At 60.0% G+C, this 19292-nt stretch carries 16 protein-coding genes; all 16 read left to right on the forward strand.

The genetic code is table 11. The annotated features are described in order from the left end of the window. The 16 genes from nusG to rplB all read left to right on the forward strand — a co-directional run bounded on the left by nusG (window position 1) and on the right by rplB (window position 19287). Window positions 1-531, forward strand: a complete 531-nt coding sequence (gene nusG, locus FKG95_RS03735) for a transcription termination/antitermination protein NusG (RefSeq protein ID WP_142894941.1) — start codon at window positions 1-3, stop codon at window positions 529-531. Window positions 532-633: 102 nt separating this feature from the next. Continuing rightward, on the forward strand, window positions 634-1062 hold the full coding sequence (gene rplK, locus FKG95_RS03740) for a 50S ribosomal protein L11 (RefSeq protein ID WP_142894942.1): 429 nt from the start codon (window positions 634-636) through the stop codon (window positions 1060-1062). 4 nt (window positions 1063-1066) lie between these two features. Next, complete coding sequence (rplA, locus tag FKG95_RS03745; protein WP_142894943.1) at window positions 1067-1774, forward strand: 50S ribosomal protein L1; 708 nt, start codon at window positions 1067-1069, stop codon at window positions 1772-1774. A gap of 323 nt (window positions 1775-2097) precedes the next feature. Continuing rightward, a complete protein-coding gene (gene rplJ / locus FKG95_RS03750) occupies window positions 2098-2616 on the forward strand; it encodes a 50S ribosomal protein L10 (RefSeq protein ID WP_142894944.1) in 519 nt (172 codons plus the stop codon). Window positions 2617-2653: 37 nt separating this feature from the next. Further along, entirely contained in the window at window positions 2654-3031 is a 378-nt protein-coding gene (rplL, locus tag FKG95_RS03755; protein WP_142894945.1) for a 50S ribosomal protein L7/L12, read from the forward strand. 257 nt (window positions 3032-3288) lie between these two features. Continuing rightward, window positions 3289-7458, forward strand: a complete 4170-nt coding sequence (gene rpoB, locus FKG95_RS03760; protein ID WP_142894946.1) for a DNA-directed RNA polymerase subunit beta — start codon at window positions 3289-3291, stop codon at window positions 7456-7458. 88 nt (window positions 7459-7546) lie between these two features. Continuing rightward, the gene (rpoC, locus tag FKG95_RS03765; RefSeq protein WP_142894947.1) at window positions 7547-11746 is read left to right on the forward strand and encodes a DNA-directed RNA polymerase subunit beta'; all 4200 of its coding nucleotides are present in this window, start codon (window positions 7547-7549) and stop codon (window positions 11744-11746) included. Window positions 11747-12065: 319 nt separating this feature from the next. Further along, entirely contained in the window at window positions 12066-12437 is a 372-nt protein-coding gene (rpsL, locus tag FKG95_RS03770) for a 30S ribosomal protein S12 (RefSeq protein WP_142894948.1), read from the forward strand. 15 nt (window positions 12438-12452) lie between these two features. After that, complete coding sequence (rpsG, locus tag FKG95_RS03775; protein WP_142894949.1) at window positions 12453-12923, forward strand: 30S ribosomal protein S7; 471 nt, start codon at window positions 12453-12455, stop codon at window positions 12921-12923. Between the two features lie 21 nt (window positions 12924-12944). After that, the gene (fusA, locus tag FKG95_RS03780; RefSeq protein ID WP_142894950.1) at window positions 12945-15020 is read left to right on the forward strand and encodes an elongation factor G; all 2076 of its coding nucleotides are present in this window, start codon (window positions 12945-12947) and stop codon (window positions 15018-15020) included. Window positions 15021-15068: 48 nt separating this feature from the next. Next, window positions 15069-16259 (forward strand): elongation factor Tu, encoded by a 1191-nt coding sequence (tuf, locus tag FKG95_RS03785; RefSeq protein WP_142894939.1) that lies wholly within the window; start codon window positions 15069-15071, stop codon window positions 16257-16259. A gap of 141 nt (window positions 16260-16400) precedes the next feature. After that, window positions 16401-16715, forward strand: a complete 315-nt coding sequence (gene rpsJ / locus FKG95_RS03790; RefSeq protein ID WP_142894951.1) for a 30S ribosomal protein S10 — start codon at window positions 16401-16403, stop codon at window positions 16713-16715. Window positions 16716-16720: 5 nt separating this feature from the next. Next, the gene (gene rplC, locus FKG95_RS03795) at window positions 16721-17500 is read left to right on the forward strand and encodes a 50S ribosomal protein L3 (protein ID WP_142894952.1); all 780 of its coding nucleotides are present in this window, start codon (window positions 16721-16723) and stop codon (window positions 17498-17500) included. A gap of 2 nt (window positions 17501-17502) precedes the next feature. Next, window positions 17503-18123 (forward strand): 50S ribosomal protein L4, encoded by a 621-nt coding sequence (gene rplD, locus FKG95_RS03800; RefSeq protein WP_142895199.1) that lies wholly within the window; start codon window positions 17503-17505, stop codon window positions 18121-18123. Then, window positions 18120-18452 (forward strand): 50S ribosomal protein L23, encoded by a 333-nt coding sequence (locus tag FKG95_RS03805; RefSeq protein ID WP_142894953.1) that lies wholly within the window; start codon window positions 18120-18122, stop codon window positions 18450-18452. Before rplD ends, FKG95_RS03805 begins: the two co-directional genes overlap by 4 nt. A 4-nt stretch (window positions 18453-18456) precedes the next feature. Next, window positions 18457-19287 carry a 50S ribosomal protein L2 gene (gene rplB / locus FKG95_RS03810; RefSeq protein ID WP_142894954.1) on the forward strand — a complete coding sequence of 277 codons (831 nt, stop codon included), beginning with the start codon at window positions 18457-18459 and terminating at the stop codon, window positions 19285-19287. The last annotated feature ends 5 nt before the right edge of the window (window positions 19288-19292 follow it).

The raw sequence follows: 19292 nt of genomic DNA on the forward strand, positions 1-19292 counted from the left end.
ATGGCAATGCGATGGTACGTTCTCCACGTTTATTCCGGTTTTGAGAAGAAAGTCGCAGAATCGATCCAGGATCAGGCCGTCCAGAACGGGATGGAAGACTTCTTTGAAGAGGTGCTGGTCCCGACCGAAGAAGTGGTCGAGATGCGTCGGGGCCAGAAGGTCAATTCCGAGCGCAAGTTCTTCCCTGGCTATGTATTGATCAAGATGGACCTGACGGACGAGTCCTGGCACCTGGTCAAGAACACGCCGAAAGTAACCGGCTTCCTTGGCAACAAGGGGCGTCCGCTGCCGATTTCCCAGAAAGAGGCGGAGCGGATTCAGACCCAGGTGCAGGAAGGCGTCGAACGTCCGAAACCCTCGATTACCTTCGAGATCGGGGAAACCGTGCGTGTCAGTGACGGACCGTTTACCTCCTTTAACGGTCTGGTCGAAGAAGTTGATGAGGAGCGGGCCCGCCTCAAGGTGGCCGTTTCCATCTTTGGCCGTTCGACACCTGTTGAGCTGGAATACGCTCAGGTGGAGAAGCAGTAGGCCGTTGAGTGTGATCCCGTCCGGGTTCGCCGGACGGGTATTTTAGCGCGGGAGGTTGGCCATAACCGCACCGCGCGACCCATGAACCGAAAGGGTTAATTGATGGCAAAGAAGATCGCAGGCTATATCAAGCTTGAGATTCCGGCTGGTCAGGCGAATCCCTCGCCGCCCGTCGGACCCGCGTTGGGACAGCGCGGACTGAACATTATGGAGTTCTGTAAGGCTTTTAACGCAGCCACGCAGAACACCGAGCAGGGTACCCCGACGCCGGTGATCATCACCGCTTATTCGGACCGTTCCTTCTCGTTCGAGACCAAGACGCCGCCGGCGAGCTACTTCCTGAAGAAGGCCGCGGGCCTGAAAAAGGGTGGCGCGACGCCGAGTAAGGCTGTCGCGGGCAGTGTGACCATGGATCAGGTGCGCGAGATCGCACAGACCAAGATGGTCGATCTGAACGCCAACGATATCGATGCCGCCGCCAAGATCATCATGGGCTCGGCGCGCTCGATGGGTCTCGAGGTGAAGGGATAAAGCCATGGCTGGAAAAAACAACGGAAAGCGGTTGGCGAAATCCTACGAAGGCATCGACCGCAACTCGGCTTACGGTCTTTCGGAGGCTGTCAGCCTGATCAAAGGCGGCGCGAGCGCCAAGTTTGACGAGACCATCGAGATCGCCATGAACCTGGGTGTTGACCCGCGTCATGCGGATCAGAACGTCCGCGGCGTCGTTGCGTTGCCGCACGGTACCGGTAAGACGGTCCGTGTCGCGGTCTTCGCCAAGGACGCGAAGGCGGATGAAGCCCGCGAAGCCGGCGCCGATATCGTCGGTGCCGACGACCTTGCCGCTGAAATTCAGTCCGGCAAGTTCGAGTTCGACCGCGTGATTGCAACGCCCGACATGATGGCGGTCGTTGGCCGTCTCGGTAAGATCCTCGGTCCGCGCGGCATGATGCCGAACCCGAAGCTGGGTACGGTGACGCCTGATGTCGCCGGCGCCATCAAAGCCGTCAAGGGCGGTCAGGTGGAGTTCCGGGTCGAGAAGGCCGGGATCGTTCATGCCGGTGTCGGTAAGGCCAGCTTCGGTGAAGATGCGCTGGTCGAGAACGTCCGGGCATTTGTCGAGGCCATCCAGAAGGCAAAGCCGACCGGTGCAAAGGGCACTTACGTGAAGCGGGTGGCTCTGTCCTCGACCATGGGCCCCGGTGTGAAGATTGATGTTTCCAGCCTGTCGGCTTCGGCGTAAGCCGGGCCAGCGGGCGTAGAGATTCGGCTGCGTTCTTCGGGACACAGCCGATAAGACGGAGCGGCAGCAAAATCTGCCGTTCCAACCTGTCCAAGACTGTAGGTGCCCTGACGGGTCTCCCAAGAAGCGGGAAACTTCAGGGGCTTAAGCCGCAAGGGCCTGCATAGACGGGAAGCGAGTTTGGCGGGTGCCCGTTAGGGGCCAATCAGGCTTGAACTTCCAGGACAGGCGAACCGGATTTCCGGGAGCTTTTCCGGAAATCCTCGTGCAAACCGGCTGATGGCCGCCCTGGTGGGCATCGGCTAAAAAGAGCGGAGCGATCCGTGGACCGATCACAAAAAGCAGAGTTGGTATCGGCTCTCAATGCAACGTTCGAAAGCGCGGCTCTCGTCGTGGTGACCCAGCAGTCTGGGTTGACCGTGACCGAGGTGTCGGGTCTTCGTACGCAGATGAGAGACGCTGGTGCCAGCTACAAGGTGACTAAAAATCGGCTCACGCGTCTTGCGCTTGAGGGCACGAAGTATAAGGCGCTGGAGTCAATGTTTACGGGACCGACCGCAATCGCGACGTCGGAAGATCCCGTGGCGGCGGCAAAGGTCTGCGTCGAGTTCGCCAAGAAGAACGAGAAGCTGACCATCGTCGGCGGTGCAATGGGTGAGACGATTCTTGATCCTGCCGGGATCAACGCTCTCGCCAAGTTGCCGTCGCTCGACGAATTGCGCGGAAAACTTATTGGCGTTCTGCAGGCGCCGGCAACCAAGGTTGCTGGTGTTGTACAGGCCCCGGCCGGGAAACTGGCTCGGGTGTTCAGCGCCTACGGCTCTCAAGACGAGGCGGCGTAAGCCTCTCGAGGAAACAGTTCAAGCCTAGGAGATTAAAATGGCTGATTTGGACAAATTGGTAGACGAGCTCTCGAAGCTCACTGTTATCGAAGCTGCTGAGCTGGCTTCAAAGCTCGAAGAATCCTGGGGCGTTTCCGCCGCTGCACCGGTTGCTGTTGCTGCCGTTGCCGGTGGTGGCGATGCAGGTGCTGCTGCTGAAGAGCAGACCGAGTTCGACGTTGTTCTTGCCGCTGCCGGCGAGAAGAAGATCAACGTGATTAAAGAAGTCCGCGCCATCACCGGTCTTGGTCTGAAAGAAGCCAAGGACCTGGTTGAGTCCGCACCGAAAGCCGTCAAGGAAGGTGCCAGCAAGGACGAAGCCGCAGAGCTTAAGAAGAAGCTCGAGGATGTTGGTGCGACGGTCGAGCTCAAGTAATCAGAGCCGATCGGACGTAACGCAAGGTCCGGCCGGCGTGCGTGGGAAACCGCGTACGCCGCGTCGGCCTTCTGCGTATTTTGATTTGGGCCTGTTCGCAGCAGGCCGGCCGGATGGAACCGAAGGCCTAAAACCGGGTTCCTCGGGCGGGATGCCGCTGATCGCAGAGAGTGAAACTGCTGGTCCGGTGTTTCGTGAAAAACAAAGATTCTTGGCGCACCCGCGCCAAAACCTGATGCAACGAGGACATGACTGACATGGCGAGATCGTTTACGGGCCTCAAACGTATTCGTAAGGATTTCGGACGCATTGCTGAAGTAAGCAGCATGCCGAATTTGATCGAGGTTCAGAAGACCTCCTACGATCAGTTTCTGCAGGATGGTGTGCCCCTGGCCGACCGGACCCAAACCGGCCTCCAGGAGGTTTTTGCATCGGTGTTTCCGATCAAGGACTTTTCCGATCGCGCGGAACTTCAGTTCCTGCGCTATGAGCTGGAAGAGCCGAAGTACGACGTCGAGGAATGTCAGCAGCGCGGTATTACCTTCGCAGCGCCCTTGAAAGTCACTCTGCGGCTTGTGGTCTGGGACGTCGATGAAGACACCGGATCGCGCTCGATCCGCGACATCAAGGAGCAGGACGTTTACATGGGCGATATGCCGCTCATGACCCGTCATGGCACCTTTGTCATCAACGGCACCGAGCGCGTGATCGTCTCTCAGATGCATCGCAGTCCCGGGGTCTTCTTCGATCACGACCGCGGCAAGACCCACTCCTCGGGTAAATATCTCTTCGCGGCACGGGTGATTCCCTACCGCGGCTCCTGGCTCGACTTTGAATTCGACGCCAAGGATCTGGCTTACGTGCGTATCGACCGCCGCCGGAAGCTGCCGGCTTCCACACTGCTGCTGGCACTTGATTCCGACGCGACCGAGACGCTGCGTGCCGAGCGCGCCGCGGCCGGACTGGAGATGGATCCCCATGAGGCAACCGGTCTAAGCCCTGAAGATATCCTCAACTTCTTCTACAACTCGATCGAGTACAAGCGGGCCAAGGACGGCTGGAAAACCGCGTTCGATGCGGATCGCCTGAAGGGGACGAAGCTGACCCGGGATCTGATCGACGCCAAAACCGGCGACGTCGTGGCCGAAACGGGCACGCGCATGACCCCCCGTCTGGCCAAGAAACTGATCGAGGGCGGTCTCGAGAACCAGTTCGTTCAGAGCGACGATCTGCTCGGCAACTATGTGGCCCAGGACTACATCAAGGAAGACACCGGCGAGGTTATCTGCGAGGCCGGTGATGAATTGACCGAAGCCCTGATCGCGGAGTTGGTTGAAGCGGACGTGAAGTCGCTGGTCGTTCTTGCGATCGACCACGTGAACGTCGGCCCCTACATGCGCAACACCCTGGCGATCGACAAGAACACCTCCCGCGAAGAGGCCCTGATCGATATCTACCGTGTGATGCGTCCGGGCGAGCCGCCGACCCTGGAGACGGCGGAGGCCATGTTCAATGGCCTCTTCTTCGATCCCGAGCGTTACGATCTCTCGGCTGTCGGCCGTGTGAAGATGAATTCGCGCATGGGCTTCGAGACCGACGACCAGGTCCGCACCCTGCGCAAGACGGACATTCTGGCGATCCTGAAGATCCTGATGGACCTGAAAGACGGCCGCGGCGAGATCGACGATATCGATCACCTGGGTAACCGCCGGGTTCGTTCCGTCGGCGAGCTGATGGAGAACCAGTACCGTGTCGGCCTCCTGCGCATGGAGCGCGCGATCAAGGAGCGGATGAGCTCGGTCGAGATTGATTCGGTCATGCCGCACGATCTGATCAACGCCAAGCCGGCTGCCGCCGCGGTGCGCGAGTTCTTTGGATCTTCGCAGCTGTCCCAGTTCATGGACCAGACCAACCCGCTCTCCGAGATCACCCATAAACGCCGTCTCTCGGCGCTTGGTCCGGGCGGTCTGACCCGTGAGCGTGCGGGTTTTGAGGTGCGTGACGTACATCCGACCCACTACGGCCGGATTTGCCCGATTGAGACTCCTGAAGGTCCGAACATCGGTCTGATCAACTCCCTGGCCACCTACGCCCGCGTCAACAAGTACGGTTTTATCGAGAGCCCTTACCGCACGGTCAAGGACGGGAAGGTGACGGACGAAGTGCGCTATCTCTCCGCCATGGAGGAAGGCCGCTACACCGTTGCCCAGGCCAACGCCGAACTCAACGAGAAGAACGAGTTCGTCGACGAGCTGGTGTCCTGCCGGCGCAGCGGCGACTACATCATGTCCCGCGTGGAAGACATCGATCTGATCGACGTTTCGCCCAAGCAGCTGGTCTCGGTTGCCGCGGCGCTGATCCCGTTCCTCGAGAACGACGACGCCAACCGGGCGCTGATGGGATCTAACATGCAGCGGCAGGCCGTGCCTCTCTTGAAGTCCGAGGCCCCGCTGGTCGGAACCGGCATGGAATCAACCGTTGCCCGGGACTCGGGTGTGGCGATCTCCGCTCGCCGGACCGGCATTGTCGATCAGGTCGACGCAACCCGTATCGTGATCCGGGTCAGCGAGGAGACCTCGAGCGGTGAGCAGGCGGTCGACATCTACAACCTTTTGAAGTTCCAGCGTTCCAACCAGAACACCTGTATCACGCAGCGTCCGCTGGTGAAGATGGGCGATCAGGTTTCGCGCGGCGACATCATCGCCGACGGACCCTCGACCAATCTGGGTGAGCTGGCCCTGGGCCGGAATGTGCTGGTCGCGTTCATGCCGTGGAACGGCTATAACTTCGAGGATTCGATCCTGATTTCCGAGCGCATCGTGCGGGACGACGTCTTTACGTCGATCCACATCGAAGAGTTCGAGATCATGGCCCGCGACACCAAGCTGGGTCAGGAAGAAATCACCCGTGACATTCCCAACGTTGGCGAGGACGCCCTGCGCAACCTCGACGAAGCGGGCATGGTCTACATCGGGGCCGAGGTCCTGCCGGGCGATATCCTGGTCGGCAAGGTGACGCCGAAGGGCGAATCTCCCATGACGCCGGAAGAAAAGCTCCTGCGGGCGATCTTCGGTGAAAAGGCGTCGGACGTACGCGACACCTCGCTGCGGGTACCCCCGGGCGTTGGCGGCACCGTGGTCGAGGTCCGGGTCTTCTCCCGCCGCGGCGTGGACAAGGACGAACGTGCCCTGGCCATCGAGCGGGCGGAGATCGAACGTCTTGCCAAGGACCGTGACGACGAAAAGATCATCCTGGAGCGCAGTTTCTATGGTCGTCTGAAAGACCTGCTGCTGGGCGAGGTGGCTGTTGCCGGTCCGAAGGGCCTGAAAACCGACACCAAGGTGAGCGAAGCGGTTCTCTCCGACTTCACACCGGGCCAGTGGCGTCAGTTTGCGGTCGCAGGCGACGCGCGTCAGGCTGATATCGAAGCTCTGAACAAGCAGTTCGAAGGTTCGATCGAGGAGCTGACCAAGCGTTTCGACAACAAGGTCGACAAGCTGCAACGCGGCGACGAGCTGCCCCCGGGCGTGATGAAGATGGTCAAGGTCTTCGTGGCTGTTAAGCGCAAGCTGCAGCCCGGCGACAAGATGGCCGGCCGCCACGGCAACAAGGGTGTGATTTCGCGGATCGTTCCGATCGAGGACATGCCTTACACCGAAGACGGAACGCCGGTCGATATCGTGCTGAACCCGCTCGGCGTGCCGAGCCGCATGAACGTCGGACAGATTCTCGAGACCCATCTGGGGTGGGCCTGTAGCGGTCTGGGGCGTCAGATCGGTGATCTGATGGCTTCGTCCAAGCGCAGCGGCGACTACGGCCAGGTCAAGGATCGTCTGAAGGACATCTACGGCAACGAGGTTTACGCCGAGGATATCGCCGATATGGATCAGGAAGCGCTGGTCGAGCTGGGCCAGAACCTGACCGACGGCGTTCCGATTGCGACCCCTGTATTCGATGGGGCGCGGGAAGACGATATTGTCAGGATGCTGGACCAGGCCGGTCTGGACACCTCCGGTCAGGTCCGTCTGGTCGACGGCCGCACCGGTGAGGTCTTCGAGCGCTCGGTGACGGTGGGCTACATCTATATGTTGAAGCTCCATCACCTGGTCGACGACAAGATCCATGCCCGGTCCATCGGCCCCTACAGCCTTGTCACCCAGCAGCCGCTGGGCGGTAAGGCGCAGTTCGGCGGTCAGCGTTTCGGTGAGATGGAGGTCTGGGCCCTCGAGGCTTACGGCGCCGCCTACACCCTGCAGGAAATGCTGACGGTGAAGTCGGATGACGTGTCGGGCCGGACCAAGGTCTATGAAGCAATCGTCAAGGGCGACGACAACTTCGAAGCCGGCATACCTGAGTCGTTCAACGTTCTGGTCAAGGAACTGCGGTCCCTGGGTCTGAATGTCGAGCTGAAGCAGAGCGAGTATTAAGACGAGCGGATGATCTTGCCGGCGCATTTGTAACGGATGTGCCGGCAGCGCTCGCTTTTAGAATAGTTTTCGTAATCGGGAGATACCGATGAATAACGAGTTGATGAACATCTTCGGCCAGCCAGCGGGCTTGCAAAGTTTCGATCAGATTCGCATCTCGATCGCCAGCCCGGAGCGGATCCGCTCCTGGTCGTTCGGCGAGATTAAAAAGCCGGAAACCATCAACTACCGTACCTTCAAGCCGGAGCGGGACGGCCTGTTCTGCGCGCGCATCTTTGGTCCGATCAAGGACTACGAGTGCCTCTGCGGTAAGTACAAGCGCATGAAGTATCGCGGGATCATCTGCGAGAAGTGCGGTGTGGAAGTCACGCTCTCCAAGGTGCGCCGCGAGCGTATGGGCCACATCGAGCTGGCCAGCCCGGTCGCGCATATCTGGTTCCTGAAGTCGCTGCCGAGCCGTATCGGCCTGCTGGTCGACATGACCCTGAAAGATCTCGAGCGGGTTCTCTACTTCGAGAACTTCGTCGTGATCGAGCCGGGTCTGACGCCGCTGAAAGTGAACCAGCTTCTGAGCGAAGAAGAGTTCATGGATGCCCAGGAAGAGTATGGCGACGACGCCTTTACGGCGAAGATCGGTGCCGAGGCTCTGAAAGACATGCTCTCCAGCCTGGATCTGGAAGAAGAGCGTGACTCTCTGCGGATCGACCTGCGTGAGACGAATTCGGAAGCCAAGCGTAAGAAGTACGTGAAGCGCCTGAAGCTGATCGAAGCCTTCATGGAATCAGGGGCCCGTCCCGAGTGGATGATCCTGGACGTGGTGCCGGTCATTCCGCCTGAGTTGCGCCCGCTGGTGCCGCTCGATGGCGGTCGCTTCGCGACCTCGGACCTGAACGATCTCTATCGCCGGGTCATCAACCGGAACAACCGCTTGAAGCGTCTGATCGAGCTGCGCGCGCCCGATATCATCGTGCGCAACGAAAAGCGCATGCTGCAGGAATCCGTCGACGCCCTCTTCGACAACGGCCGCCGGGGCCGGGTGATCACGGGTGCCAACAAGCGTCCGCTGAAATCCATGTCCGACATGCTTAAGGGCAAGCAGGGCCGCTTCCGTCAGAACCTGCTCGGTAAGCGCGTCGACTATTCCGGCCGTTCCGTGATCGTCGTGGGTCCGGAGCTGAAGCTGCATCAGTGCGGTTTGCCAAAGAAGATGGCGCTCGAGCTCTTCAAGCCCTTCATCTATTCCAAGCTTGAACTTTACGGCATGGCGTCCACCATCAAGGCCGCCAAGCGGATGGTCGAGAAAGAGCGTCCCGAGGTCTGGGATATCCTGGAAGAGGTGATCCGCGAGCATCCGGTCATGCTGAACCGGGCGCCGACGCTGCACCGTCTCGGCATCCAGGCTTTCGAGCCGGTGCTGATCGAAGGTAAGGCGATCCAGCTGCACCCCTTGGTCTGTACCGCGTTCAACGCCGACTTCGACGGTGACCAGATGGCCGTTCACGTGCCGCTGTCCCTGGAAGCCCAGCTTGAAGCCCGCGTGCTGATGATGTCGACCAACAACATCCTCTCGCCCGCGAACGGCAAGCCGATCATCGTGCCGTCTCAGGACATCGTGCTCGGGATCTACTATCTCTCGACCGAAGCCGACGGTGAGCCCGGCGAAGGCATGGCCTTCGCCGACATGGGCGAGCTCGAGCACGCGCTTTCCAGCGGTGCCGTCACCCTGCACGCCAAGATCAAGGCGCGCTATCACACGGTCGATGAAAACAATCAGCCTGTCACGACCATCGTCGAGACCACCCCGGGCCGCATGATTCTCTCCGAGATTCTGCCGCGGAACCCTGCGGTGAACTTCTCGATGATCAACCGCCTGCTGACCAAGAAGGAAGTGACCGATCTGATCGACGTGGTCTATCGCCACTGCGGCCAGAAAGACACGGTCATCTTCTGTGACCAGATCATGAAGCTCGGCTTCAGCTACGCCTGTAAGGCCGGTATCTCCTTCGGTAAGGACGATCTGCAGATCCCCGACGCCAAGGCGCCTCTGGTCGAAGCGGCGCAGGCCGAGGTTAAGGAATTCGAGCAGCAGTATCTGGACGGTCTGATCACCAGCGGTGAAAAGTACAACAAGGTGGTCGACGTCTGGTCGCAGTGTACGGACCGCGTTGCGGACGAGATGATGAAGGTCATCTCCGGCTTTACCGGCCGGGACGTCAACTCGGTCTACATGATGGCGCACTCCGGTGCCCGTGGTTCGGCGGCTCAGATCAAGCAGCTTGCCGGTATGCGCGGCCTGATGGCCAAGCCGTCGGGCGAGATCATCGAAACGCCGATCATCTCGAACTTTAAAGAAGGCCTGACCGTGTTGGAGTACTTCAACTCCACCCACGGCGCCCGTAAGGGACTGGCCGATACCGCACTGAAGACCGCGAACTCCGGCTATCTGACCCGCCGTCTCGTGGACGTCGCGCAGGATGCGATCATCATCGAGTACGATTGCGGCACGACCAAGGGCCTGACCTGCTCGGCGATCGTCGAGGGGGGTGAAGTCATTTCGCCGCTGGGCGAACGCCTCTTGGGCCGGACCATGCTCGAAGACGTGGTCAACCCCTTGACGGGCGATGTGATTGTTTCCGCCGGCACGATGGTCGACGAGAGCAAGACCGACGAAATCGAGCGTGCCGGTGTCGATAGCGTCATGATCCGTTCGACCCTGACCTGTGAGTCCAAGGGCGGTGTCTGCGCGGCCTGTTACGGCCGTGACCTGGCACGCGGTACCGAAGTCAACGTCGGTGAGGCGGTCGGTGTCATTGCCGCCCAGTCCATCGGCGAGCCCGGTACCCAGCTGACCATGCGGACCTTCCATATCGGCGGTGCGGCCCAGCGTGGTGCCGAGCAGTCGAACGTGGAGGCGACGCAGGAGGCCACGGTTTCAATCAAGAACCGTAACGTGGTCATGAATTCCGACGGCGTTCCTGTCGTCATGGGCCGTAACCTGGAAATCGTTCTGCGGGACGAAACCAACCGCGAGCGGGCCCGCTTCAAGGTGCCTTACGGCGCCAAGTTGCTGGTCGACGACGGATCCGAGGTGACCACCGGCCAGAAACTGGCCGAGTGGGATCCCTACACCATCCCGATCATCACCGAGAAGGAAGGTGTCGCGAGCTACGTCGACCTGGTCGAGGGTATCTCCATGCGCGAAGTCATGGACGAAACCACGGGTATCTCGAACCGCGTGGTTGTCGACTGGAAGCAGCAGCCCAAGGGCAACGAACTGAAACCGCGCATCACGCTGCGTGATGACAAGGGCGAGGTCGTGACTTTGGCCAATGGCATGGAAGCCCGTTACTTCATGTCGGTGGATGCGATCCTGTCGGTCGAGAACGGTGCCGCGATCAAGGCCGGTGACGTTCTGGCCCGTATCCCGCGGGAATCCTCGAAAACCCGTGATATTACCGGTGGTCTGCCACGGGTTGCCGAGCTCTTCGAAGCCCGGAAGCCCAAGGATTACGCGATCATCAGTGAGATCGAGGGCCGGGTCGAGTTCGGTAAGGACTACAAAACCAAGCGCCGGATCGTCGTGCGGCCCGAGGGTGAAGAGGCCGGCGAGCCCCGTGAATACCTGATTCCGAAGGGCAAGCACATCTCGGTTCAGGAAGGTGACTACGTTCAGGTCGGTGACCTGCTCATGGACGGTAACCCCGTGCCCCATGACATCCTGGATGTTCTGGGTGTCGAGGCCCTGGCCGAATACCTGGCCTATGAAATCCAGAGCGTTTACCGGCTCCAGGGTGTGAAGATCAACGATAAGCACATCGAGGTGATCGTTCGCCAGATGCTGCAGAAGGTCGAAATCTCGGACGGCGGCGACACGACCTTCCTGGTCGGGGAGCAGGTCGACCGCGAGGAGTTTGCCGAGCTGAACGATAAGGCGATTGCCGAGGGCGGCCGCGCAGCGCAGGCGCGTCCGGTTCTGCAGGGTATCACCAAGGCAAGCCTGCAGACCCGTTCCTTCATCTCCGCCGCGTCCTTCCAGGAAACCACCCGGGTTCTCACGGAAGCGGCGACCCACGGCAAGCACGACAGCCTGATCGGTCTCAAGGAGAACGTCATCGTTGGCCGCCTGATTCCGGCGGGTACCGGTGCGGTGATGAACCGCTTGAAGCGGGTTGCCTCCGAGCGGGATCAGGATCTCCTGAACGAGCAGGAAAAAGCCCAGGCCAGCATTGCCGCGGCAGCCGGTGACGCCGAGTCGGGCGGGACGGAAGAAGAGACTTCGGTCGCCTAACCGCCGACTCAGATAGATCATTGCGTTAAAGCGCCGCCGCCGGGTTCTTTTCTTTCAAGAATCCCGGCGGCGGCGTTGTCTTTTTGACCCGCAAAAAAAGGGTTTCCAAAGGCTTGACGCGGTAGGGGTGCATCAATAGTATGCGCCAACCTTGAGGGGGCTGGTGGTAGATCCAGTGCGGTTTAGACGCAGCCTCGACGGTACACGAGATGAAAAATTTAATTGCTGTTTCAGACGGCGCTGAAAGCTCCGCGGGGGTAAGGCTATTGCCCCGCCGCGGTGCTTTGCTTCGAGAGCTAGGTTTAAGGAAGTAACCTGAATGCCGACGATTAACCAATTGATCCGTAAGCCGCGTAAAGCGCCTGTCACACGGAACAAAGTACCGGCGCTGGAAGCCTGCCCGCAAAAGCGGGGGGTTTGCACGCGCGTCTATACCACCACACCGAAGAAGCCGAACTCGGCGCTGCGTAAAGTTGCGCGTGTCCGCCTGACCAACGGCTTCGAAGTCACCAGCTACATCCCGGGCGAAGGTCATAACCTTCAGGAGCACTCGGTAGTCATGCTGCGCGGCGGGCGCGTCAAGGATTTGCCCGGTGTTCGCTATCACATCATTCGCGGCACCTTGGATACACAGGGTGTCAAGGATCGCCGTCAGCGCCGTTCGAAGTACGGCGCCAAACGGCCGAAATAAGGCAGGGTATTCAAGATGTCTCGCCGTCATAGCGCCGAAAAGCGCGAAGTTCTGCCGGACCCGAAGTTCGGTGACACGATCGTCAGCAAGTTCATGAACTGCCTGATGTACGATGGAAAGAAGTCGGTGGCCGAGGGGATCGTTTATGGTGCCTTCGATCGGATTTCCGAGCGCGGAAGCGCTGATCCGGTACGGGTCTTCCACGAGGCGCTCGGCAACGTGCGCCCGCACCTTGAGGTTCGCTCGCGCCGCGTTGGTGGTGCAACTTATCAGGTGCCGGTCGAGGTTCGCCACGACCGTGCGCAGGCGCTGGCCATTCGCTGGCTGATCAACGCTTCGCGCGCCCGTTCCGAGTTCACCATGACCGATCGTCTGGCAAATGAACTCATGGATGCTTCGAATAATCGCGGTTCCGCGGTCAAGAAGCGTGAAGACACTCACCGGATGGCAGAGGCCAATAAGGCCTTCTCCCATTACCGCTGGTAACGAAGCAAGAGAGCCCGCGTCATGTCTCGCACCACTCCACTTGAGCGCTATCGCAACATCGGCATCATGGCCCACATCGATGCCGGTAAGACGACCACAACAGAGCGCGTTCTGTATTACACCGGTGTTTCCCACAAGATCGGTGAGGTCCACGATGGCAACGCCACCATGGATTGGATGGAGCAGGAGCAGGAGCGGGGTATCACCATTACCTCTGCGGCCACGACCTGTTTCTGGAACGATCACCGGATCAACATCATCGACACTCCGGGCCACGTCGACTTCACGATTGAAGTCGAGCGTTCGCTCCGGGTTCTCGACGGCGCTGTCGCGGTGTTTGACTCGGTTGCCGGTGTCGAGCCGCAGTCCGAGACGGTCTGGCGTCAGGCCGACAAGTACAACGTGCCGCGGATCTGCTTCGTCAACAAAATGGACCGTATCGGTGCCGATTTTTACCGCTGCGTAGACATGATCGTTGACCGTCTCGGCGCAACGCCGCTGGTGATGCAGCTGCCGATCGGCTCCGAGAGCGACTTCCTGGGCGTTGTCGATCTGATCAAGATGAAGGCGATCGTCTGGAAAGACGAGACCATGGGCGCGGAATATGTCGAAGAAGACATTCCGGCCGATCTTGCCGACAAGGCTGCGGAATACCGCGAGAAGCTTCTCGATCTTGCGGTTGAGCAGGACGATGCGGCGATGGAAGCCTATCTTGAAGGCAACGAGCCGGATGCCGAGACGCTGAAGCGCTGCATCCGTAAGGGAGCTTGCTCTTCTTCCTTTGTCCCGGTTCTTTGCGGAACGGCCTTTAAAAACAAGGGTGTGCAGCCGCTTCTCGATGCTGTGGTCGATTTCCTGCCGTCCCCGATCGATGTCGACTCGGTGACCGGCGTTAAGCCCGACACGGAAGAAGAGCTGGTCCGCAAGACCTCTGACGACGAGCCTGCGTCTGCGCTGGCCTTCAAGATCATGACCGACCCCTTCGTCGGCTCCCTGACCTTCGTGCGTGTCTACTCGGGCGTCTTCACCACCGGTACCCAGATCCTGAACTCGGTCAAGGGCAACCGCGAGCGTGTTGGCCGGATGCTGCAGATGCACTCCAACCACCGTGAAGACATCAAGGAAGCCCGCGCGGGCGACATCGTCGCTATTGCCGGCCTGAAGAGCACGACCACCGGTGAAACGCTGTGTGATCCGCTGAAGCCGATTATTCTGGAGCGCATGGAATTCCCCGATCCGGTGATCGAGGTCGCTGTCGAGCCGAAGACCAAGGCCGACCAGGAAAAGATGGGTGTCGCTCTGGGCCGTCTGGCGCAGGAAGATCCGTCCTTCCGGGTTTCGACCGATGTCGAGAGCGGTCAGACCGTGATCAAAGGCATGGGCGAGCTTCACCTCGACATCATCGTCGACCGCATGAAGCGCGAATTCAAAGTCGATGCGAATGTCGGTGCACCGCAGGTGGCGTATCGTGAGACTATTTCCCGCGCGGCCGAGGTCGACTACACCCACAAGAAACAGTCGGGTGGTTCCGGTCAGTTCGCACGTATCAAGCTGACCTTCGAGCCGGTCGATCCGGGCGAAGGTTATTCCTTCGACAACTCGATTTCCGGTGGTGCGGTTCCGAAAGAATTCATCCCGGGCGTTGAAAAGGGCCTGATTGCCGCGCAGGCAACGGGCGTGATGGCCGGTTTCCCGGTGATCGACTTCAAGGTCACGCTGACCGATGGCGCCAGCCATGACGTCGACTCCTCGGTTCTGGCATTCGAAATTGCGGCCCGCGCCGCCTTCCGCGAAGGCGTGCAGAAGGCCGGACCTGCTCTTCTTGAGCCGGTCATGAAGGTTGAGGTTGTGACGCCCGAAGAATACATGGGCGACATCATCGGCGATCTGAATAGCCGCCGCGGCAACGTGTCCGGTATGGACAACCGCGGCAACGCACAGGTGATCAACGCGATGGTCCCCCTTGCGAACATGTTCGGTTACGTTAACAACCTGCGCTCCATGAGCCAGGGCCGGGCACAGTACACCATGCATTTTGACCACTATGAGCGGGTGCCGCAGGCAGTCGCGGACGAGGTGGTCGCCAAGATGGCCTAACCCGCGCAGGCGTGGTTTTGATCATCCTATGGACGGAGAATAGAGAAGATGGCTAAGGAAAAGTTTGAGCGGAATAAGCCGCACTGTAACGTTGGTACGATTGGTCACGTTGACCATGGTAAGACGACGTTGACGGCAGCGATTACGAAGGTTTTGGCTGAGAGCGGCGGTGCGGAGTTTTCCGCGTACGACCAGATTGACAAGGCGCCTGAAGAGAAGGCGCGCGGGATCACGATTTCGACGGCACACGTTGAGTATGAGACGGATAACCGTCACTACGCGCACGTTGACTGTCCCGGTCACGCCGACTACGTGAAGAACATGATCACGGGTGCGGCGCAGATGGACGGCGCGATCCTTGTTGTTTCCGCTGCCGACGGTCCGATGCCTCAGACCCGCGAGCACATTCTGCTTGCGCGTCAGGTTGGCGTTCCCGCGATTGTGATCTTCATGAACAAGGTCGACCAGGTTGACGACGAAGAGCTTCTTGAGCTTGTCGAGCTTGAGATCCGCGAGCTTCTGTCTTCGTACGATTTCCCGGGCGACGATATTCCGATCATCAAGGGGTCTGCTCTTGCGGCTCTTGAAGACGGCGACGCCGCGATCGGTAAAGACGCGATCCTGGAGCTGATGGCTGCTGTCGACAGCTACATCCCGCAGCCTGACCGTCCAGTTGACCGTCCGTTCCTGATGCCGATCGAGGATGTTTTCTCGATTTCGGGCCGTGGTACGGTTGTTACGGGCCGTGTTGAGAGCGGTATCGTGAAGGTCGGCGACGAGATCGAGATTGTGGGTCTGAAGGAGACGAAGAAGACGACCTGCACGGGCGTTGAGATGTTCCGCAAGCTTCTGGACTCTGGCGAGGCGGGCGACAACATCGGCGCGCTTCTGCGTGGTGTCGGTCGTGAAGACGTTGAGCGTGGTCAGGTTCTTGCGAAGCCGGGTTCGATTACGCCGCACACGAATTTCAAGGCCGAAGCCTACATCCTGACGAAGGAAGAGGGCGGCCGTCATACGCCGTTTTTCACGAACTACCGTCCGCAGTTTTACTTCCGTACGACGGACGTGACGGGTGTTGTGACGCTTCCTGAAGGCACGGAGATGGTGATGCCTGGCGACAACATCGCGATGACGGTCGAGCTGATCGCGCCGATCGCGATGGACGAAGGCCTGCGTTTCGCGATCCGCGAAGGCGGCCGCACCGTCGGTGCAGGCGTCGTCGCAGGCATCGTTAAGTAATCCAGATTTACCTCGGGTAATTCGCGGCCGGATAACGGCCGGGTTCAAACAGTTATAGAACGCGAAAGGGGCGCCGGTATCAGGTGCGTGGCTCAACGAGCCCGAAGAGATCCTGATCACCGGCAGCCATAGGGGCTGAAAATGGACAGCCAGAATATTAGAATACGGCTTAAAGCCTTCGATCATCGGGTGCTCGACACGTCGACCGCCGAGATCGTCGGAACTGCCAAGCGGACGGGCGCACAGGTACGCGGTCCGATCCCACTGCCGACCCGCATTGAGAAGTTCACGGTTCTCCGTGGCCCTCACATCGACAAGAAGAGCCGCGAACAGTTCGAAATCCGGACTCACAAGCGTCTTCTGGACATTGTCGACCCTACACCGCAGACCGTTGACGCGCTGATGAAGCTCGACCTGGCCGCCGGTGTAGACGTCGAGATCAAGCTGAAAGGCTAAGGGATATGCGCACGGGTATGATTGCGCAGAAGCTTGGCATGACGCGCGTGTTCACCGATGAAGGTCAACACGTTCCTGTCACCGTTCTTAAGGTTGACAAGTGTCAGGTCGTTGCAGTGCGCACGAAAGAATCGGACGGCTATGCTGCCGTTCAGTTGGGTAACGGAAAGGCGAAGGTCAAACGCGTGACCAAGCCGATGCGGGGCCATTACGCGAAAGCCAAGGTCGAGCCGAAGCGCAAGCTTGGCGAGTTCCGGGTTTCCGACGACGCGCTTCTGGAAGTTGGCCAGGAGCTCTCGGTCAACCACTTCGTGGCTGGCCAGTTCGTCGACGTGACCGGGACCTCGATCGGTAAGGGTTTCGCTGGTGCCATGAAGCGCCATAACTTCGGTGGCCTGCGGGCGACCCATGGTGTCTCGGTCTCGCACCGTAGTCATGGTTCGACTGGTAACAGTCAGGATCCGGGTAAGGTCTTCAAGGGTAAGAAGATGGCCGGTCACATGGGTGATGTGCGGGTAACCACGCAGAACCTCAAGATCGTCTCGACCGACGAAGACCGTGGTCTCATCCTGGTCAAGGGTGCGGTCCCCGGCGCTGAAGGCGGCTGGGTCCGGATCAGCGATGCGGTGAAGCGCGCTCTGCCCAAGGACGTGCCTTTCCCGGCCGGGATCGTTGCGGCTGCGGTTGAAGAAGCACCTGCCGAGGCCCCTGAAGAAGCTCCGGCTGAAGCAGAAGCCCCTGCAGCAGAGGCTCCCGAAGCCGCTAGCGAAGATAAGGATCAATGACCATGAAGTGTTCGGTCACGACCCTCGAAAACAAAGCCGCCGGCGAGATTGAGTTGAACGACTCGGTCTTCGGACTTCCCGTCCGGGCGGACATTCTGGGCCGCATGGTCAACTGGCAGCTCGCGAAGCGGCGCGCCGGTAACCACAAGGTCAAGGGACGGAGTGAAGTTTCCGGTTCGACCCGGAAGATCACCAAGCAAAAAGGTGGCGGCGGTGCCCGTCACGGTAGCATCCGTGCCCCGATCTTCCGTGGCGGTGGCGTTGTCCATGGTCCGGTCGTTCGGGATCACAATCTGGACCTGCCCAAGAAGGTCCGGAAGCTGGCTCTCAAGACGGCTCTGTCGTCCAAGGCGGCTGACGGAAAGCTGATCGTTCTGGACAGCGCGGACGTCAAGGATGCCAAGACTTCGGCTCTGTCGAAGCAGTTCGGCACACTCGGCTGGGGTTCGGTGCTGGTCATCGACGGTGCGGCTGTAAACGAGGGCTTTGCCCGCGCAGCCCGCAACATTCCCGGCGTCGACGTTCTGCCGCAGCAGGGTGCCAATGTTTACGACATTCTGCGGCGCGACACTCTAGTGTTGACCAAAGATGCTGTAGAAGCGCTGGAGGCGCGACTGAAATGAGTAAGGGGCGCGCGCGCAACAAGCCGCCGGTGACGATTTCCAAGGAGCGGATGTACGAAGTGATTCGTCAGCCGGTCGTGACGGAAAAATCGACATTGGGTTCAGAGCACAACCAGGTTGCCTTCAAGGTGGCCATGGATGCGACCAAGCCGGAGATCGCTCTGGCGGTCGAAGGTCTGTTCGATGTCAAGGTGAAGGCGGTTAACACCCTTCGCCAGGCCGGCAAGACAAAGCGGTTCAAGGGTCGTCCGGGCCGCCGGGTCGAAGTCAAGAAAGCATACGTCACGTTAGAAGAGGGTCACAGCATCGACGTGACCACGGGAATCTGAAGCAATGGCGCTAAAAACTTACAGTCCGACGACGCCATCACGCCGTAATCTGGTGCTGATCGACCGTTCGGGTCTCTGGAAGGGCAAGCCGGTCAAGAAACTGACCGAGGGCCTGACCAAGAGTGGCGGACGCAACAACACCGGCCGGGTTACCGCCCGCCGGCAGGGTGGCGGTCACAAACGCAACTATCGTATTGTCGATTTCAAGCGTCGCAAGTTCGACGTGGCCGCGACGGTTCAGCGGATTGAATACGATCCGAACCGGACCGCGTTTATCGCGCTCATCGAATATGCCGATGGCGAGCTCTCCTACATCCTGGCGCCCCAGCGTCTGGCCGTGGGCGACAAGGTCATCTCCGGCGCAAAGGCCGACATCAAGCCCGGCAACGCGATGCCGCTCGGCTCGATCCCGGTCGGAACGATCGTGCACAACGTCGAGATGAAGCCGAGCAAAGGCGGCCAGATCGCCCGCTCGGCTGGCACCTATGTTCAGATCGTCGGCCGCGACGCCGGTTACGCTCTGCTGCGTCTTGGATCGGGCGAAGTCCGCATGGTCCGGTCGGAATGCATGGCGACCATCGGCGCCGTCTCGAACCCCGACGAGTCGAACCAGAAATTGGGCAAGGCCGGCCGCAAGCGCTGGATGGGCAAACGCCCATCGGTCCGCGGTGTCGCCATGAACCCGATTGACCATCCGCACGGCGGCGGCGAAGGCCGCACCTCCGGCGGTCGCCATCCGGTGACCCCCTGGGGCAAGCCGACGAAGGGCGCCAAGACGCGCCGTAACAAGAAGACGGACGGCCTCATCGTGCGCCGCCGTCACAAGAAACGCTAGGGGAA

This window comes from Denitrobaculum tricleocarpae (assembly GCF_007004665.1).
Classification (GTDB): Bacteria; Pseudomonadota; Alphaproteobacteria; order Kiloniellales; family Kiloniellaceae; genus Denitrobaculum; species Denitrobaculum tricleocarpae.

Excerpts from the sequence above, each read along its gene's own strand:
- nusG (WP_142894941.1), top strand. The coding sequence starts at position 1 with ATGGCAATGCGATGGTACGTTCTCCACGTTTATTCCGGTTTTGAGAAG.
- rplK (WP_142894942.1), top strand. The coding sequence starts at position 634 with ATGGCAAAGAAGATCGCAGGCTATATCAAGCTTGAGATTCCGGCTGGT.
- rplA (WP_142894943.1), top strand. The coding sequence starts at position 1,067 with ATGGCTGGAAAAAACAACGGAAAGCGGTTGGCGAAATCCTACGAAGGC.
- rplL (WP_142894945.1), top strand. The coding sequence starts at position 2,654 with ATGGCTGATTTGGACAAATTGGTAGACGAGCTCTCGAAGCTCACTGTT.
- rpoB (WP_142894946.1), top strand. The coding sequence starts at position 3,289 with ATGGCGAGATCGTTTACGGGCCTCAAACGTATTCGTAAGGATTTCGGA.
- rpoC (WP_142894947.1), top strand. The coding sequence starts at position 7,547 with ATGAATAACGAGTTGATGAACATCTTCGGCCAGCCAGCGGGCTTGCAA.
- rpsL (WP_142894948.1), top strand. The coding sequence starts at position 12,066 with ATGCCGACGATTAACCAATTGATCCGTAAGCCGCGTAAAGCGCCTGTC.
- rpsG (WP_142894949.1), top strand. The coding sequence starts at position 12,453 with ATGTCTCGCCGTCATAGCGCCGAAAAGCGCGAAGTTCTGCCGGACCCG.
- fusA (WP_142894950.1), top strand. The coding sequence starts at position 12,945 with ATGTCTCGCACCACTCCACTTGAGCGCTATCGCAACATCGGCATCATG.
- tuf (WP_142894939.1), top strand. The coding sequence starts at position 15,069 with ATGGCTAAGGAAAAGTTTGAGCGGAATAAGCCGCACTGTAACGTTGGT.
- rpsJ (WP_142894951.1), top strand. The coding sequence starts at position 16,401 with ATGGACAGCCAGAATATTAGAATACGGCTTAAAGCCTTCGATCATCGG.
- rplC (WP_142894952.1), top strand. The coding sequence starts at position 16,721 with ATGCGCACGGGTATGATTGCGCAGAAGCTTGGCATGACGCGCGTGTTC.
- rplD (WP_142895199.1), top strand. The coding sequence starts at position 17,503 with ATGAAGTGTTCGGTCACGACCCTCGAAAACAAAGCCGCCGGCGAGATT.
- FKG95_RS03805 (WP_142894953.1), top strand. The coding sequence starts at position 18,120 with ATGAGTAAGGGGCGCGCGCGCAACAAGCCGCCGGTGACGATTTCCAAG.
- rplB (WP_142894954.1), top strand. The coding sequence starts at position 18,457 with ATGGCGCTAAAAACTTACAGTCCGACGACGCCATCACGCCGTAATCTG.